The organism is Arthrobacter sp. 18067 (genome assembly GCF_902706295.1).
Lineage (GTDB): Bacteria > Actinomycetota > Actinomycetes > Actinomycetales > Micrococcaceae > Arthrobacter.
Genome location: NZ_CACSJJ010000001.1, coordinates 513154 through 529580, shown reverse-complemented (window position 1 = coordinate 529580; position 16427 = coordinate 513154). Strand labels below are relative to the sequence as shown.

The window sequence follows — 16427 nt, the reverse complement described above, 5'->3', positions numbered from 1 at the left end:
ACGGGGCGGCCACCCCGATTCTTGCTCGTTTAGAGGCTATAAGAACGTTAACGTGGGGGTGTGGTCTGAGGGGCTCACCGCGGTTGCATCCGCAGGGCTCCATCCATGCGGATTACTTCACCGTTGATGTAGTCGTGGTCGATGATGGACAGAGCAAGCTGGGCGAATTCTTCAGGGCGTGCGAGGCGCTGCGGGAATGGGACGCCGGCTGCGAGGCCTTCGCGGATTTCCGGTGTAACAGTGGCCATCATTGGTGTTTCGACAACCCCTGGGGCAATGGCGTTGACTCGAATACCGTGAGTGGCCAGGTCTCGGGCTGCGGGCAGGGTCATCCCGACGATGCCGGCTTTCGATGTCGCGTAGGCGACCTGACCAATTTGACCTTCGTAGGCGGCGATCGATGCGGTGTTGATGATGATGCCCCGTTGACCCTGGGCGTCCGGCTGTGTCTTCTGGATTTCGCCGGCGGCTATTGCCAAGACGTTGAAGGAGCCCATGAGGTTGACTTCGAGAACTTTAGCGAAGAGAGATGGGTCGTGTGGGCCATTTCGACCAAGAACACGCGCCATGGGTAGGATCCCTGCGCAGTTTATGACCACCCGCAGAGGGAGATCTGCTGCGGCCCGTTGGACGGCCTGCCGCACAATTGCGGGGTCTGTCACGTCGGCCGCCAGATAGGTAATGCCTTCGACCGGCTGGGCATCTGCCAGAGACTGTTCCAGATCAATGGCAAATACTTCAACATTCCGTGCTGCCAGGGCACGGGCGGTAGCCGCTCCCAGCCCGGAAGCTCCGCCAGTTACGATGGCGGCTGTGCTCTGGATGTCCATGAGCTTTTTCCTCTCGACTACGTCTTGGTCCAAGGGGTAATTGGCCCAGACGTGGGATAGTTAGTGTTCGCGTTAGATGAATGCAGAAATGCCGGTGACGGCTCGACCAACGAGCAAGCTGTTGATTTCATAGCTTCCCTCGTAGGAGTAGATCGCCTCGGCATCTGCAAAAATTTTCGCCATTTCGAAGTCGGTGCTGATTCCGTTGCCACCGAGCATCGCCCTGCCCAGAGCCACAGACTCGCGCATTCTGTCGGTGCAGCTGGCTTTGGCAAGAGCCGCCTGGTCCATGGTGATTTTTCCGCTGTCTTGAAGCCGGGCCATCTGAATCATCAGCGATAGGGACATTGTTGCGTTAGCCATCATCTTGGAGAGTTGGCTTTGGATGATTTGGAACGAGGCGATTGGCTTTCCGAACTGGTGCCGTTTAAGGGCGTACTCTCTGGCGACGTCAAATGCGGCGAACTGTTGTCCGACAGCCTGCCAACTGACCCAGACTCTCGAGTTGCGTAGCAGGACATTGGTGTCCCTAAATGATGTCGTTCCGGGCAGCCAGTTTGTGAACGGGATCCTGACGTCTTTGAGCACGATGTCAGCGTTCTGCACGATGCGCACAGCGGTCTTGTTCTCAATGGCTTGTGTCCGAAATCCTTCCCGGTCCTTCTCTACCAGGAAGCCCTTGATCTCGTTATCGGACACGTCTTTTGCCCAGACGAGGACATAGTCGGCGAACGTGCCGTTCCCGATCCAACGCTTGGCACCGTTTAGGATCCACTCATCACCAACGCGTTCAGCAGTAGTAACGATGGATCGAGATATATCCGACCCGTTCTCAGGCTCGGTCAGAGCAAAGGCACCGATCTTCTTCAGTGCCAGGAAGTCCGGAAGAAGGTTCCGCCGCTGCTCGTCAGAGCCCAGATCCATAATCGCGGTTGCAACGAGCTCGTGGTGGACGCCAAAAAAGGTGGAAATCGATGTGTCGGCCCGTGCGAACTCCATCTGGATAAGCCCGCTGAGGAGATGGCTGGAAGTGTTCAGGCCGGACAGGTTCTGAGCTGCAAGTTTAGGCAGAAGCTCAAACGGGAACTCGGCACGGTTCCAATAGTCCGTTGCAATGGGCCGTACCTCACGCTGAAGAAAGGCGCGGGCTGCGTTGTATCGATCGATCTCCTCACCGGTGAGGAGATCCTCCAGCATCAAAAGGTCCCCGTCCGGATAGGGTGTCCCGTGGTTAGCGTCTGTGACGGCGGGCAGGCCGTCTTCTTTGAACGGTGTCATGGCGTATGTCTCTTCTTGGCTTGTTAGGACAGATCGGATTTGGCGGCGAGGGCTGCCCGGCGTCGGCGGACGATGGCGTACTGCTCAGCCTCCAAAAGCACCCGGTAGCCTGATCCTTGATCTATAAGCTGTCGACCGAACCCACCTTCGGGCGCAACCCATAGAGCACATCCGTCTCGCGTTACTTCCTCGACTTTCCCGGACCGGAGGTGAATGTGGTCCAGGGTTACGTACACGTGGTAGCCCGCTAGCTGCGACCAGTCACGGACGAGCGTCCCTGGAACGCCGGGAGAGTTTCTTGCTGGCTTCATCGTCTTCTTTCGAGCCACACGGCTGCTATCGATGCGGCGCCGCCCGTTTTCCAGGGCTAACTGGTTGGCGCGAGATTGTGGCTCTATCCCGCTAGAGAAGTGAGAGCCCCGGCTCGGTCATGATTGCGGCTGTGTCAGCCAGCAGCCGAGACCCCTGCTGTCCATCCATCACACGGTGGTCGAACGAGATAGCTAGCTGCAGAACCGACCGGATACCGAGCCGTTCACCCTCCTCGTCCTGTATCACCCAAGGCATCCGGCGGACGGTTCCCACCGCGAGGATGGCTGTTTCGCCAGGGTTGAGTATCGGTGTGCCGGTATCGATTCCGAACACGCCGATATTGGTAAGGGTCACCGTCCCGCCGGCCATGGCTGTCTGGGGTGTTTTTCCCTCTCGTGCCGCAGAGCCGAGGGCATTGATTTCCAGGGCAAGTTCCTTCAGCGACAGGGTTTCTGCGCCCTTGATGTTCGGCACGACCAGACCTCTGGGCGTAGCAGCTGCGATCCCGAGGTTTACCTTTCGCATTTGGACAATTTCCTGTGCCGCATCGTCCCAGCGCGAGTTGGCCTCCGGCGTGTCCCGGAGCGCCTTCAAGAATGCCTTGGCAACGAACGTCAGCGGGGTCAGTTTGACGTCCCTGAAGTCCCGGCGCTGGCCCACCTGCTGTAAGAGCTCAAGGGACTTCGTCACGTCGGCACTGACGAACTCAGTAACGTGGGGCGCCGTGAATGCGGACTTAACCATGGCCGCCGCGGTGTGCTTGCGGACTCCCTTGATGGGGATCCGCAGTTCATCATTGTCTGCAACATCCGTCCCGGCTCCCGGGGAGTCTTGCCCAGCCGCAATGGACTCTGTACCTGCGGATGCTTTGAGGATGTCTGCGCGCGTCCTGACTCCGTCTTCCCCTGTAGGGGTGATAGCGGCCAAATCCAGGCCAAGATCTTTGGCCAGCTTGCGGACCGGTGGGGACGCTTTTGGCGGACCCCCCACGGCTCTCATGGGTGCAACAGAGGGCCGCTCGGCGGGCACCTTACCTTTCACTTTCCTTCGCCTCCGGTGCGTACCGATTTCCCGCGCACCGTACCCGACCAGGAGCTTGGGGTCTTCCCCTGTTTCCATGGCCGGTAGGGCTTCCTCTACCGGTGTCGGCGAGGTGTCCGTTGTCCCGGTTTCGCCTGTTTCGATGCTGATGATGGGGTTTCCAACGTCTACGGTTTCGCCAGCCACGGCGTGAAGTTCGTGGACTTCTCCGGCAAACGGCGATGGAAGCTCCACCAATGACTTAGCGGTCTCGATCTCGACGATGGCCTGGTTGACCTCGACAATGTCGCCGCGCTTGACGAGCCAGGTGACAATTTCGGCCTCGGTAAGGCCTTCGCCGACGTCCGGCAGGGAGAACTGTTTAATGCTCATGGTTGCGTCTTGTCTTCTAGTAGGTGAAGCTTCGGTCGATACCGTCGAGAATGCGGTCCAGCCCGGGGAGCCATTCCTCCTCGAGACGGCTGGCAGGATACGGCGTGTCGTATCCTGTTACGCGGATAACCGGCGAAATCAGCGAATAAAATGCTTCGTCTTGTACCCGTGCCGCCAATTCTGCTCCCAGGCCGACGGATCGTGACGCTTCATGGGCCACGACGAGACGGCCTGTCCTCTGGACGGAGGCAACGACTGCCTTGTCGTCGATGGGTGACAGGGATCGAAGGTCAATCACGTCAATGTTCCGGCCCTCTTCCTGACAGACGTCGGCGGCTTTCATTGCGACCGGCACGAGCGCGCCGTAGGTCACGAGAGTCAGGTCGGTGCCCTTCCGGACCGTCACAGCTCTGTCGAGGTCTGACGGGGTGGTGGTGCTGGTGCTTACGTCGCCCTTGAGCCAATAGTTGCGTTTGGGTTCCAGGAAGATGACCGGGTCATTGCTGCGAATGGCGAGCTTCATCATGTCGTAGGCATCCTGGGGGTTGGACGGGCTCACGACTTTGAGGCCGGCAGTGTGTGCGAAGTAGGCCTCGGGGGACTCGGAATGGTGTTCAATGGCCCCTATACCACCGCCGACCGGGATCCGAATGACCACAGGTAGCGTAACTGCGCCTTCCGAGCGGTGCCTGTATTTTGCCAGTTGCGTGATGATCTGGTTCATCGCTGGGAATACGAATCCGTCGAACTGGATTTCACAGACGGGGCGGTAGCCAGCCATGGCAAGCCCGATGGCGCTTCCCACAATGCCGGCCTCACCGAGCGGCGAGTCAACAACGCGGTGGTCCCCGAAGGTCTTTTGGAGGCCGTCGGTCACACGGAAAACTCCGCCGAGTTGACCGATGTCTTCTCCGATAAGCATCACTTTCTCGTCGGCCTCCATGGCGTGCCGCAGCCCGAGGTTCAGAGCGTGGGCAATAGGCATCCGGCTTGTCATTGTGGTCATTCCGCTGCCTCTACAAATTCCAGGTGTTCGTTCATCTGTCGCTCGAGTTCATCCGGCAATTCGGCATAGGTGTTTTGAAATGGTGACGCGTGCCCTGGGACGGGAAGTGCACGGCATCCTGACCGAAGGTGCTCGGCCAGTGCTTTTCCCCGACGGGAAATGTCTTCGACATTTGCGTCGTTGAGCAGCCCTGTGGACTGCAAGTAGGTCCGGAGACGGTCGATGGGATCCAAAGCTGCCCACGCATCATTTTCGGCAAGCGTCCGGTAGCGGCCATCGTCGTCTGAAGTGGTGTGTGGGTTCCTGCGGTACGTGAGGGCTTCAATCAAGGTTGGCCCTTGGCCGGCACGTGCGGCTGCCAGCGCTTCGCGTGTTGCTGCCAGGCAGGCGAAGACGTCGTTGCCGTCGACGCGTACGCCTTTGAATCCATAGCCTTGGGCCCGTTGTGCGACAGATACCCTGCTTTGTACTGAGTATGGCGCTGAAATAGCCCACTGATTGTTTTGGCAAAAGAAGACCACAGGGAGGTGCTGAGCTGCCGCCCAGACAAAGGCTTCATTGGTCTCGCCTTCACTGAGGGCCCCGTCGCCCAGGAATACCAGGACGGCTCGATCACGATCGGGGTCTCCGGTGCCGACGTCGCCATCTCTTAGGATGCCCATGGCATATCCGACGGCGTGGAGAGTTTGGGCGCCAATTACCAGCGTGTAGAGGTTGAAGTTGTTTTCGGTGGGGTTCCACCCGCCGAGGGTAGTTCCGCGGAAGAGCCCCAAAAGATCAACCGGGTCAACGCCTCTGCACCAGGCAACACCGTGTTCCCGGTAGGTGGGAAAGACGATATCTCGGGGGAGGAGGGCGTGAGCTGCCCCTATTTGTGCTGCTTCCTGTCCGAGCATTGAGGGCCAGAGGCCCAGTTCACCCTGTCGTTGAAGGGCGATAGCCTCCGTATCGACTGTTCGGGCCATGAGCATGTCGTTGTACAGCGCAAGCACATCGGTCGAGTCCGTCTCGAACGGCAGTTCCGGGCTGGAGGTGAAGCTTCCTCCAGCGTTCAACAACGAGATAGGTTCGTCGTTCATGGTTATTCTTTACTCCCGGCACCGAGACGGGCCCGGACTAGAGTGTCGGCAGCGTTGCCAGGCGTGGTCGAGCGTTCCAGGGCAATTCGGAGGATCTCCGTGACGGTCAATCCGATGTGACTGATGCGCATCCCGACCTCGTCGGGCTGGATCACGTCAATCTCGGATGCGACCTGAATCAGTCCCCCGGCATTGGCTACATAGTCAGGCACCCACAGCACCTCCTGGGCTGCGAGCTGATTTTCCACATCTGCGTTCAGCAATTGGTTGTTGGCTGCCCCGCACACCAGACGTGCTTGAATCGATGGGACAGTTTTTGGGTTTAGGGTGGCGCCCATGGCGCACGGCGCGTACACGTCGACTTCAGCGTCGATCACTGACGGTGCAATGCGGATGTCCGGGTGCTCTGTCAGCGCACGTTGCATCGACGCCGGATGGGATTCAGCGAGGACTACGTCAGCGCCGGTTTCCAGAAGCATGGTGATTAGCTGCTTGCCGACCTTGCCGGCTCCTTCGACGCCAACTGAGCGGCCCGTGAGGCCTTCGCTGCCCCAGATGGTCCTCGCAGCGGCGGCCATCGCGGTGAAAACACCGAGCGCGGTTGAGTACCCGCTGTCGCCAGACCCTCCTTTTGTTGCATTTCGCCCGACCACCCATTTGGTCGATTCACCGATGTGGTCCATGTCTGAGGACGTGGTGCCCACGTCGCCAGCGGTTATGTAGGAACCAGCGAAGGAGTCGACAAAACGCCCATAGGCCCTCAGCAATTCGGGCGTTTTAATGGTGGCCGGCTCTCCGACGATCACAGCTTTTCCGCCGCCCAGCGGCAAACCCGCTGCTGCTGCTTTGTAGGTCATGCCTTCGGAAAGCCGGAGTACATCGTTCAGGGCGGCCGCATCGCTTTCGAAGGCGAAGAACCTCGTTCCTCCGAGAGCCGGACCGCGGAACGTGTTGTGAAGGGCGACGATGGCATGCAGGCCTGTTGCCTCGTCCCTGAAGACTTTGACGCTTTCGTGGGTTCCTGCCAGCTCATGTGACAGGTCGTCGACCACACCGCCTCCGAGATCTGTTGTCAAAGTGGAAGACATGCTGGCTCCTCTGTCAGGTAGTCCAAGGGAAACGAACGGATATGTTGGACTAACTGTCAATCTACGACTTGATATGGTCAACTCAATTGCCAACAACTGCACATCTCGCCAATGTGATTTATTCAACCAGGAAGGCTTCTTGACATTATGACCAGAATTGATCGCCTTGATTCAGAGCTGCTGAAGCGTCTTAACATCAACGCGCGGGCGGGGGTTGCCGAGCTGGCCGGGCAGCTCGGGATATCCCGGAATACCGTGGTTGCCCGTCTTCAGAGACTCGAGGACTTAGGGATATTGAAGGGTTACAAACCTGTCATCGATCTCGAAGCCGCCGGGCTTCCCGTCCAGGCTTTCGTGGGGCTGGAACTGGATCAACGCCAACTCGCACAGGTAATCACCGCTCTAGGTGAAATCCCAGAAGTTCTTGAGGTGACAACGCAGGCCGGCAGGGAGGATCTCCTGGTCAAAGTGGCAGCCGCAACACTCACCCAGCTGCAGCAAGCCGTGGGGCGGATGATCGCAATCCGGGGGGTTCGGCATTCCAACACGACAATGTCAATCAGCACTCCCATGCCCTACCGTGTACAGCCTCTATTGGATCACTTGACCAGTGAAGCCGGGTGGGGACGATCTACTGCTCTACCGGGCTAAGCCATCGTCCGCATGGTTGAGGGGTTTGGCAGGGCCAGGGTTCTTTTCATCCAGGTGCTGCTGAGTTCCCTCCGCCATTGAGATGGCGTGCGGTCCATCAGGTTCTTCCAGTCCTGCCCCTCCGCCTTCAGCCGGCGGGATGTCTCTGCCAGTTCCCTCGGTGTTCGACGTATCTGCGCACTGGGAACCATCTTGGTCAGAAGCACTAAAGTTACGTTCGAAATTGATGCTAATTACCCACGACGTGAGCCGTGCCACACTGCCACGATGGCTCTATGAAGAACATGATTTCATCGGCGCCGCCCGATAGCCCAGACGCCGTGGCGGTTTCTGAGGGGCCTTTGCAGGTGGATGTGGTTGCACCGCCGGCGAAGAAGGCCGCCAGCACCAATCCTTGGGTGAGTTATCTGACCAGACGCCTGATTCGGCTGGTGATTTCAGTGGTTGTACTGGTCACGGCCGCGTATCTCATGGTGCGCTTGCTGCCAGGAGATCCCGCACGGCTCTCCCTTGGTCCTGAGGCCACGGACGAGCAGATCGCCGTCCGGCGCTCGGAACTCGGCCTGGACACGTCAGTATTCACGCAGTATTTCCACTTCTGGGAGAACCTGTTCCACGGTGATCTCGGAAAGTCATATAGCACTCGTCTTCCCGTGTTTGACGTCATTACCCAGCGGATGCCAGCAACGCTGGAGATCTCGGTTCTGTCGATCATTGTGATTCTCTTGGTCGGCATTCCGTTGGGCATGGCCATGGGTGAAGCGACACGCGGCGGCCGCAACAGGTGGCTGGACGCGATGTTCTCCAGTGTCACTGGCCTCCTGACGGTCGCACCGGTGTTCGTTGTTGCGGCCATCTCGATATACATGTTCGCGATCACCTCCCCGGTCTTCCCAGTGGCAGGACGCTCAGGTCCTTCGTCATACGTACTTCCCGTCCTGGCACTGTCGCTTAGCTCTACTTGCGCCCTGGCCCGAATTGTTCGTGCCGAAACATTTAACGTGCTTGAGGCTGACTACGTCAGGACTGGGAGGGCCAAACGAATGCAGAAGTCCCGACTCTTCTTTCGCCATGTACTGCCGAATCTGGTGACTCCGACTCTGACGTTCGCGGGCTTGCTGTTTGGCGGGCTGATTGCGGGCAGCGTCTTTGTCGAAACGGTGTTTGCATGGCCGGGAATGGGACCAGTGGTGGTTGGTTCCATCACGAATCGGGACTATCCCCTGGTGCAGGGCATCGTCATGGTCTATGGCGTCCTCATACTGCTGATCAATCTGGTGGTCGATCTCCTGATTGCGGCGGTTGACCCGCGCTCCCGAATCACAAAACTTTAGAGGACCCGATGACTACACTCACTACCGTCGCGCCAGCGACCCGACGAATACGATCATTTGTTCACCAGATGCGGACACCGACAGGAGCCATCGCCGTTATCGGCACGGTCCTTTTGGTCGGGCTGGCCATCTTCGCTCCCGCGCTTTGGGGTGCCGAAGCAACTGAGGTCAACGTCGACCTGATTGCTCAAGGGCCAAGTCCCGAGCACCTTCTGGGGACCGATTCTGCTGGCCGCGACATCCTGCTCCGTACCCTGGTAGCCGCGCGCACATCATTGATGTACGGCATGCTGGCAACCCTTATCGGCGTGTCACTGGGCGTCATTGTGGGCTGCCTTCCGAGCATCCTGCCGCCGTGGATCGGCCGACTCGTGACCGCGGTCGTCAACATGCTCGTGGCGTTTCCGGCCCTGCTTCTGGTTCTGTTTCTTGCGGTCTTTTTTGGGCAGGGGGCTACGGGGGCGGTCTTTGCACTGGGATTGGCCATAGTGCCGGACATCGCAAGACTGTGCCAGACGATGACGGCGAGCGTCGTTGGGCGGGATTTCGTTAGCGCTGCGAAAGTCCTCGGCGTGCCGCGGACAGCGATCCTGTTCCGGCACATCATCCCGAGCGTCACTGACGTTATTGTCGTCAACGCGACGATGGCGGCCGCCAGCAGCCTGACCGCGATGGCAGGACTGTCGTTCCTCGGCATTGGTCTGCAGGCTCCTGCGTACGATTGGGGCCGTCTTTTGTCCGAGGGTCTCGCCCGCATGTATGTGTCGCCGGCGGCCGCATTGACGCCGGCAATCGCTGTGACCCTGGCCGGAATCGTGCTGACCATGCTCGGTGACACCATCGGCCGCGCCTTAGGTGTGACTCCGGTGATCTCGATGCGCAAGCTGGCCGGTTTGCCCAGCCGCTCGGCAAAGCCCGAACCGGACAGGGCGGTGGCGCCGCAGCCCGAAAACGTTCTATCGGTTCGCGACCTTCACGTGTCGTTCCCGGCTTTGGGCAAGTGGGTAACACCGGTTCGCGGAGTAAGTTTCGATATTGCACGCGGAGAACGTGTGGGAATCGTCGGGGAGTCGGGTTCAGGCAAGAGCCTCACAGCCCTGGCTGTTGCTCAGCTCATCGAATACCCAGGAAGGGTCGAGGCAGACGCCATCGCATTTGATGGGGTCGACTACGCCGGAATGAGTGAACGCGAAGTCACGACCCATGCCGCTGACCTGGGTCTGAAGATGTCAATGGTGTTCCAAGACCCAATGTCCTCGCTTAATCCCTCGCTCCGCGTAGGTCCGCAGGTCGCTGAGACTGCCTTCCTCCACGGTGGAGCCATTCGAACACAGGCCAGCGATCAGGCCACAGACAGGCTGGCAGAAGTGGGTATACAGAACCCCAAGATGCGGGCCCGCCAGTATCCGTTCCAATTCTCGGGTGGTATGCGGCAGCGCGCCATGATTGCCATGGGTTTGATGGGAACACCGAAGCTCATCATCGCCGATGAACCCACTACTGCATTGGACGCGACGGTTCAGCGAACGGTCATGCAGGTCCTGGACCGCGTTGCCGTCGAACACGGATCAGCGGTCATGTTCATCTCGCACGATATTGCACTCGTGACCGGATTCTGTGAACGGGTTCTGGTGATGTACCACGGTGAAATTGTGGAAGACATATCCAGCGCCGACCTGGTCGCAGGGAGCGCCGTTCACCCCTACACGAAGGCTTTGATGGCCTCGATTCCCACACTAACGACCGACCGTTCGCGCCCGATGGCTACCGTGGCCGACTTCATGAAGGAGGACAAGTCATGAGCTCGCTCGAGTTTCGCAACCTGGTGGTCGATTTCGGACGCGGACCCAAAACCGTCCATGCCGTCAAGGACGTCAGCTTCATGGTTCCCCAGGGAAGTACAGTCGGTGTTCTGGGCGAGTCAGGATCCGGGAAGTCCACAATAGCCCGTGTGGCAGTGGGACTGGAGCACGCAACCTCCGGTGACATCCTGCTCGATGGACGTACTCTGTTGCAGTCAAACCGGGCAGGACGGATGCGTCGAAGCCAGGTTCAAATGGTTTTTCAGGATCCATATTCGTCCCTAAACCCTCGGATGACCATCGGAGATTCGATCGCCGAGGGGCTGCATGCCAGCTACCGCAGATCCAAGCAACCACTGCCCTCGCGTCGTCAGATAGCGGCAGAAACGCAGGAATTGCTTGGTCTAGTGGGTCTGGATTCTTCCTACGCCGGGCACTACCCTCGGCGTTTGTCGGGCGGGCAGAGGCAACGGGTTGCACTGGCTCGTGCACTTGGCGCAAAACCGTCCGTGTTGCTTGCTGACGAGATTACCTCTGCCCTGGATGTGTCGGTACAAGGAACAGTCCTCAACCTCTTTCGCAAACTCCAGTCCGAGCTTGGCTTCACGGCGTTGTTCATTTCGCACAACCTTGCTGTCGTCAGATATGCCTGTGACTACGTTGCCGTGATGGACAAGGGTGATCTGGTTGAGTTCGGGCCCGTCGATGAAATTCTCACTGCACCAAAGCACCCATCGACTCGTGCGCTGATCGAAGCAGTCCCCGAGATGGGCAAACCGTTGTTCGTCCCCGCTCATCGGTGAGCTACCCGCTGCAGTGTCACCCGCGCCGCACCTGGCCACACATACCCCACACCCCACTCGAACGTCCCGCACAAACAAAGGAAATAGCACCATGAAGGTTCGATACCTACCCGTTCTCGCCGTTGCGGCGGCCGGAGCTCTTGTTCTGACGGCCTGCAGCCCCAGCAGCAGCCCAGGAACGGGCCAGCCAGCGGCCGCTGTGACGGATGGCACCCTTAATTGGGCACTGTCGACAGATCCTGGAAACCTGTTTCCGCAGGGTTCGACCTTTGCCGACTCGCGCCAGCTTATGGCCTTCGGATACGACAGCCTCATCACAGTCGATGACAATGGCACGCCCAAGCCGTGGTTGGCGGAGAAATGGACTGCGTCATCAACGGAAGTGACGTTTACGCTCAAAGACGGCGTAACGTGCAGCGACGGTTCGCCACTGACCGCGCAGACTGTGGCAGACAACTTCACCTGGATTACAGATACCAAGAATTCTTCACCCGTGTCGGGTACGTTTGTGCCGGTCGGAATGACGGCCAAAGCGGACAACTCGGCAAGGACAGTCACAGTGACATCCCCGACACCGAATTCATTCTTCCTCGAATTGCTTGGTCAAGTGTTCATCGCATGCGGCAAAGCGATCGCCAGCCCGGACAAGTACTCATCCGCGTTTGACGGAACAGGGCTCTACACCCTGTCCGCCGTAAAGCCAGGCGAGAGTTACACGCTGACCCGTCGTGACGACTACACTTGGGGCCCGGACGGGACCACGTCCAAGACTGCCGGTCTACCCAAAACCGTCACGGTCTCCGTAGTGAGTGATGACACCACGCGGGCCAACCTGCTGCTGGCAGGCAGCATCAACACCGGAACAGTCGTGGGACCAGATGCTGCCCGTCTCGATGCCCAGGGGATCCCCGGGTTGCCATTGAAGTCCGGCTCAACGGAGCTGTTTTTCAACCAGGCTGCTTCCAGGCCAGCCTCTGACCCAGCTGTCCGCAAGGCCCTTGTGCAGAGCACCAACACCAAGGCGATGGCCGATATCATGGCCGGCGGCAAGGGCGAACCATTCCAGTCGCTCCTAAGCGGGAAGCCGACGACCTGCGCCATCGAAGACGTGCACAAGTCCGCTCCAGCGTTTGATACCGCCGCAGCTGCGAAAACACTGGACGATGCAGGGTGGAAGGTCGGAGCAGGCGGCGTTCGAAGCAAAGACGGACAGGGGCTGTCCATCAAGCTCCTGTACCGAAACAGCACTGAAAAGGCCACAGCGTTCGAGTTCTTGGCCGATGAGTGGAAGAAACTCGGCGTGGATGTAACTCTCAGGGGTGGCGATACGGCTGTGCTCAACGATCTGAAGTCCTCAGGCACCGGCGACTGGGATGTCATTGACTGGTACGTAGGGGCGCCGTTCCCGACGACGCTCGTCCCGTTCTTCAGCGGCTCCACATCGAGCAATTTCTCGAAGATCAATAACTCCACCTACAACGAGCACGTGGCTCTGGCCAGCAACAAACTCGGCACCCAAGGGTGCCCGGATTGGCAGATTGCCGAGCGCGCACTGGTATCGAACGCCGACATCCTCGGCATCGGATGGATCAAGAACACCACCTATACACGTGGGTTCACCGCGAATCGGTCACTCCAGATCGATCCTTGGTCGATTCGGCAGTCGGGCTAATAACGGCGGCACTTTGACCCGGCACAGTCCGGGCCACATTCTATGGCACCTACCCACGTAAGGATCAGCAATGACGTTTCAACTCCCCGACGATTTTCTTGCCTCGCAGGCATGGCAAAACCGGATCGATGCTCTGGCAAAAAAGTATTCTGTACCTGGTGTGCAGGTGGGGGTGATTGCATTGGACGGGGAGGGCCGCCCAGACCTGCGTGTCATGACCACGGGCGTGACGAGTCTCGCCACCGGAATTGAGGTAACACCCGACACGCTCTTCCAATACGGGTCCATCAGCAAAGTCTGGACAACTACGCTGATCATGCAGCTCGTCGATGAAGGCGAACTGACGCTGGAGACCCCTGTGGTGGAGATCCTGCCGGCGTTCTCCATCGCCGATATCGCGAACACCAAAGAGATCACAGTCCGCCAACTCCTCACGCATACCAGCGGCATTGATGGAGACCTGTTCACCGATACCGGCGACAACGACGACTACCTGGAGAAATATGTCGATGAACTGGCCACCGCCATCAGCGTCACTCCGCCCGGCGGTCATCTAAGCTACAGCAACTCGGCATTTGGAGTCGCTGGCCGGATCATCGAAGTCCTGCGTGGCAAGCCATGGGATGACGTCGTCGTGGAGAGGCTTCTCCGGCCGCTCGGGCTAACCCACGTCATTACACGGACGAAGGAGGCGCCGCTGTTCAGTACTGCCGTCGGCCACCTCGCCAATCCAGACACTGCATCAGCAGACAAGGTTATTCCCACGACTCGATGGATGCTGCCACGATCCCTTGGACCTGCCGGTAACGTCACAGGCTCCATGTCGTCGCTACTGACATTCGCGGCGGCGCATCTACGGGACGGCTTGGCGCTGAGTGATGAACGCATATTGTCCGCGGAGTCCGCGAAGCTCATGCGGACACCACAATTTGATCTGACTGCGGACTCGACAGTGGACCAAGCCTGGGGGCTGGGCTGGGTTCTATCGGATTGGGGAACTGTGAGGTCGGCCTATCATGGCGGAGCGACGATCGGGCAGATCGCCCGGCTTCAGACGTTCCCTGAACTGCAAATGGCGATCGGTGTGTTGACGAACTCGCGCGGAGGCTCGGGACTGGCTGAGGAGATCGAGACGGCAATCGGTGTCGAACTGGGGTTCGCCAGCCCCAAGCCTGTGGCCGGGTTGCCTGCCGAATCATGCGACCTGACAACGATTCTGGGGGCGTATGAGTCGACATCCAACCGCTATGAGTTGGCCCTCGAAGAAGATGGACGGTACTACCTCACCGTCATCGCCAAAGAGGATGTCAACGGTGAGCCGCAAGCTCCACCATTTCCTGTCGTTCCTTTGTCGAACACCAGGTTCCTCATTGAAGTGGATGGTAAGTCACACGAATTCACCCATCTCGTGATCGACGGAGACCCTTACCTCTTCAGCACCCGCTTGTACAAACTCACGAGCGACTAGACGTTTGTGCTGGGCAGGTCCACATCAGTCGCCCTGCCCAGCACACATCCCAGGAGTCACATCCATGGCACAACCGAATCGTCTTGATGCCGCTAACGCACGCCGGTCACAGCCGATTGGGGACTCGCTCGCCCTTGTCGCATGCGAGCCGCTGTCCGATGATGCCCAGGCTCTGGCTGCCTCGACATGAAGGTGGGCATAGTACGAGCCCTCGTGGGCTCTTCCATCCTGAGAATGCATTGTGGTGTCGAGACGTTGAACGGCGTCTCGCTGCTCATCACGGGAGATGAGCGGAGCTGCATGCCGGCGACCATCGAATCGGAGGCACGCGGTTGTGCGGCAACCCTCGTGCCTAGCGCGGCTGGCCGGTGCGGCGCTCTCAAAAATTGCACGGGCCAGCCTTTCAATGCTTCAAACAAACACTCGAACCTCAATGAAACTGGAACATCATGCAAACTTCCAACACTCGGCCACCCGCGCTACGCCATCCTGAGGCCATAAGGGCATTCGACCTCGCCCCTCTAATCGACGGTCATAACGATCTCGCGCACGCAGCACGCGGCGCGGCAAACTACTCAGTCGACGGGCTCGAGAAGGACTCCAATTTCCAAACCGATATCGGAAAGCTGCGCAGTGGCGGAGTCGGTGCGCAGTTCTGGTCCGTTTACGCTCCGGGGGAAATACCTGAAGCAGATGCCGTGCAATACACGATTGAACAAATCGACTTCATCTACCGGATGATCCGCCGGTATCCGCAGACCTTTGAGCTTGCCCGCACAGGTGGCGATGTTCGACGTATCTGGCAGAAGGGACGTATCGCGTCTTTGCTCGGAGCCGAAGGCGGACATAGCATCGGCAGTTCCCTGGGCGTTCTAAGAATGATGGCACGGCTCGGACTTAGGTACATGACCCTGACACACAATTCAAATACTTCGTGGGCTGATTCCGCGACGGATAGCACGGTCCATGGTGGACTCACTGACTTTGGCCGGGAGGTCGTAAGGGAGATGAATGCCCTGGGCGTGCTGGTCGATCTTTCCCATGTCTCGCCTGACACGATGCGCGATGCGATAAAGACCTCTTCTGCGCCGGTCATCTTCAGTCACTCCTCATGCAGGGCTATCTGTGATCACCCGCGCAACGTACCAGATGACGTTCTCCGTTCCTTGGCTGACAACGGCGGCGTCATTATGGTCGCCTTCGTGCCAATGTTCCTCGATGAGGAATACAGGAGCTGGTTTGACGGGGGGCGTAATGGTCCCCGCCCGCCAGTGACGGTCGAGCACGTGGTCAAGCATATTGAGCATGCCCGAAACATCGCTGGCATCGACCACATAGGTCTGGGAAGCGACTACGACGGGTTCGGTGATTTCCCTGACGGCTTGCACGACACTTCGGCTTTCGCAGTGCTAATTGACCGGCTTGCTGAGCGTGGTTGGACCTCAGCCGAACTCGCCAAGTTGATGGGAGATAACCTGCTGCGAGTTCTGGACGCTACGAGCATGGAATCGGTTTCGTCGACGCAGTAGGTGGTACCCGGTTAGTGCAAGTCTGCCCGGAATTCGCTCGAACAAGAGAGAGCTGCGGGCACTTGCCAAACCGGCCGTCCTCATCAGCAAACCCACGATTTCCCGTCGGCAAGCAAGTCGCTTCTTGAGGCCTTCGAGGTAACGTACCGGGATACAGTCATC

General features: G+C 58.9%; 13 protein-coding genes. 7 read left to right on the top strand and 6 right to left on the bottom strand.

Going from position 1 to position 16427, the window contains the following annotated elements:
• Window positions 1-74 precede the first annotated feature (74 nt).
• From GVL04_RS02240 to GVL04_RS02215, 6 genes are all read right to left on the bottom strand, one after another.
• Window positions 75-830, bottom strand: coding sequence for an SDR family NAD(P)-dependent oxidoreductase (locus tag GVL04_RS02240; protein WP_159698857.1), 756 nt, complete (start codon window positions 828-830; stop codon window positions 75-77).
• A gap of 72 nt (window positions 831-902) precedes the next feature.
• Window positions 903-2108, bottom strand: a complete 1206-nt coding sequence (locus GVL04_RS02235) for an acyl-CoA dehydrogenase family protein (RefSeq protein ID WP_159698854.1) — start codon at window positions 2106-2108, stop codon at window positions 903-905.
• Between the two features lie 402 nt (window positions 2109-2510).
• Window positions 2511-3833, bottom strand: a complete 1323-nt coding sequence (locus GVL04_RS02230) for a dihydrolipoamide acetyltransferase family protein (protein ID WP_159698851.1) — start codon at window positions 3831-3833, stop codon at window positions 2511-2513.
• 16 nt (window positions 3834-3849) lie between these two features.
• Complete coding sequence (locus GVL04_RS02225; protein ID WP_159698848.1) at window positions 3850-4839, bottom strand: alpha-ketoacid dehydrogenase subunit beta; 990 nt, start codon at window positions 4837-4839, stop codon at window positions 3850-3852.
• Entirely contained in the window at window positions 4836-5918 is a 1083-nt protein-coding gene (locus GVL04_RS02220; RefSeq protein ID WP_159698845.1) for a thiamine pyrophosphate-dependent enzyme, read from the bottom strand. Before GVL04_RS02220 ends, GVL04_RS02225 begins: the two co-directional genes overlap by 4 nt.
• A gap of 2 nt (window positions 5919-5920) precedes the next feature.
• Entirely contained in the window at window positions 5921-7006 is a 1086-nt protein-coding gene (locus GVL04_RS02215; protein ID WP_159698842.1) for a Glu/Leu/Phe/Val dehydrogenase, read from the bottom strand.
• 147 nt (window positions 7007-7153) lie between these two features.
• Between GVL04_RS02215 and GVL04_RS02210 the strand changes: the two genes are divergently transcribed.
• The 7 genes from GVL04_RS02210 to GVL04_RS02180 all read left to right on the top strand — a co-directional run bounded on the left by GVL04_RS02210 (window position 7154) and on the right by GVL04_RS02180 (window position 16265).
• Window positions 7154-7657 (top strand): Lrp/AsnC family transcriptional regulator, encoded by a 504-nt coding sequence (locus GVL04_RS02210; RefSeq protein ID WP_159698839.1) that lies wholly within the window; start codon window positions 7154-7156, stop codon window positions 7655-7657.
• 275 nt (window positions 7658-7932) lie between these two features.
• Window positions 7933-8991 carry an ABC transporter permease gene (locus GVL04_RS02205; protein WP_159698836.1) on the top strand — a complete coding sequence of 353 codons (1059 nt, stop codon included), beginning with the start codon at window positions 7933-7935 and terminating at the stop codon, window positions 8989-8991.
• A gap of 8 nt (window positions 8992-8999) precedes the next feature.
• Complete coding sequence (locus GVL04_RS02200; protein ID WP_159698833.1) at window positions 9000-10793, top strand: dipeptide/oligopeptide/nickel ABC transporter permease/ATP-binding protein; 1794 nt, start codon at window positions 9000-9002, stop codon at window positions 10791-10793.
• Window positions 10790-11596, top strand: coding sequence for an ABC transporter ATP-binding protein (locus GVL04_RS02195; protein ID WP_159698830.1), 807 nt, complete (start codon window positions 10790-10792; stop codon window positions 11594-11596). The genes GVL04_RS02200 and GVL04_RS02195 overlap by 4 nt, the downstream gene beginning before the upstream one ends.
• Before the next feature lie 91 nt (window positions 11597-11687).
• Window positions 11688-13268: an ABC transporter substrate-binding protein gene (locus GVL04_RS02190; RefSeq protein ID WP_159698827.1), complete on the top strand. Its 1581-nt coding sequence runs from the start codon at window positions 11688-11690 to the stop codon at window positions 13266-13268.
• Window positions 13269-13338: 70 nt separating this feature from the next.
• Window positions 13339-14736 carry a serine hydrolase gene (locus GVL04_RS02185; RefSeq protein WP_159698824.1) on the top strand — a complete coding sequence of 466 codons (1398 nt, stop codon included), beginning with the start codon at window positions 13339-13341 and terminating at the stop codon, window positions 14734-14736.
• A gap of 449 nt (window positions 14737-15185) precedes the next feature.
• Window positions 15186-16265 carry a dipeptidase gene (locus tag GVL04_RS02180; protein ID WP_159698821.1) on the top strand — a complete coding sequence of 360 codons (1080 nt, stop codon included), beginning with the start codon at window positions 15186-15188 and terminating at the stop codon, window positions 16263-16265.
• Window positions 16266-16427 lie beyond the last annotated feature (162 nt).

Bases quoted from the DNA above. Each gene is read 5' to 3' on its own strand.
- GVL04_RS02240 (WP_159698857.1), bottom strand. From the start codon at position 830: ATGGACATCCAGAGCACAGCCGCCATCGTAACTGGCGGAGCTTCCGGG.
- GVL04_RS02235 (WP_159698854.1), bottom strand. From the start codon at position 2,108: ATGACACCGTTCAAAGAAGACGGCCTGCCCGCCGTCACAGACGCTAAC.
- GVL04_RS02230 (WP_159698851.1), bottom strand. From the start codon at position 3,833: ATGAGCATTAAACAGTTCTCCCTGCCGGACGTCGGCGAAGGCCTTACC.
- GVL04_RS02225 (WP_159698848.1), bottom strand. From the start codon at position 4,839: ATGACCACAATGACAAGCCGGATGCCTATTGCCCACGCTCTGAACCTC.
- GVL04_RS02220 (WP_159698845.1), bottom strand. From the start codon at position 5,918: ATGAACGACGAACCTATCTCGTTGTTGAACGCTGGAGGAAGCTTCACC.
- GVL04_RS02215 (WP_159698842.1), bottom strand. From the start codon at position 7,006: ATGTCTTCCACTTTGACAACAGATCTCGGAGGCGGTGTGGTCGACGAC.
- GVL04_RS02210 (WP_159698839.1), top strand. From the start codon at position 7,154: ATGACCAGAATTGATCGCCTTGATTCAGAGCTGCTGAAGCGTCTTAAC.
- GVL04_RS02205 (WP_159698836.1), top strand. From the start codon at position 7,933: ATGAAGAACATGATTTCATCGGCGCCGCCCGATAGCCCAGACGCCGTG.
- GVL04_RS02200 (WP_159698833.1), top strand. From the start codon at position 9,000: ATGACTACACTCACTACCGTCGCGCCAGCGACCCGACGAATACGATCA.
- GVL04_RS02195 (WP_159698830.1), top strand. From the start codon at position 10,790: ATGAGCTCGCTCGAGTTTCGCAACCTGGTGGTCGATTTCGGACGCGGA.
- GVL04_RS02190 (WP_159698827.1), top strand. From the start codon at position 11,688: ATGAAGGTTCGATACCTACCCGTTCTCGCCGTTGCGGCGGCCGGAGCT.
- GVL04_RS02185 (WP_159698824.1), top strand. From the start codon at position 13,339: ATGACGTTTCAACTCCCCGACGATTTTCTTGCCTCGCAGGCATGGCAA.
- GVL04_RS02180 (WP_159698821.1), top strand. From the start codon at position 15,186: ATGCAAACTTCCAACACTCGGCCACCCGCGCTACGCCATCCTGAGGCC.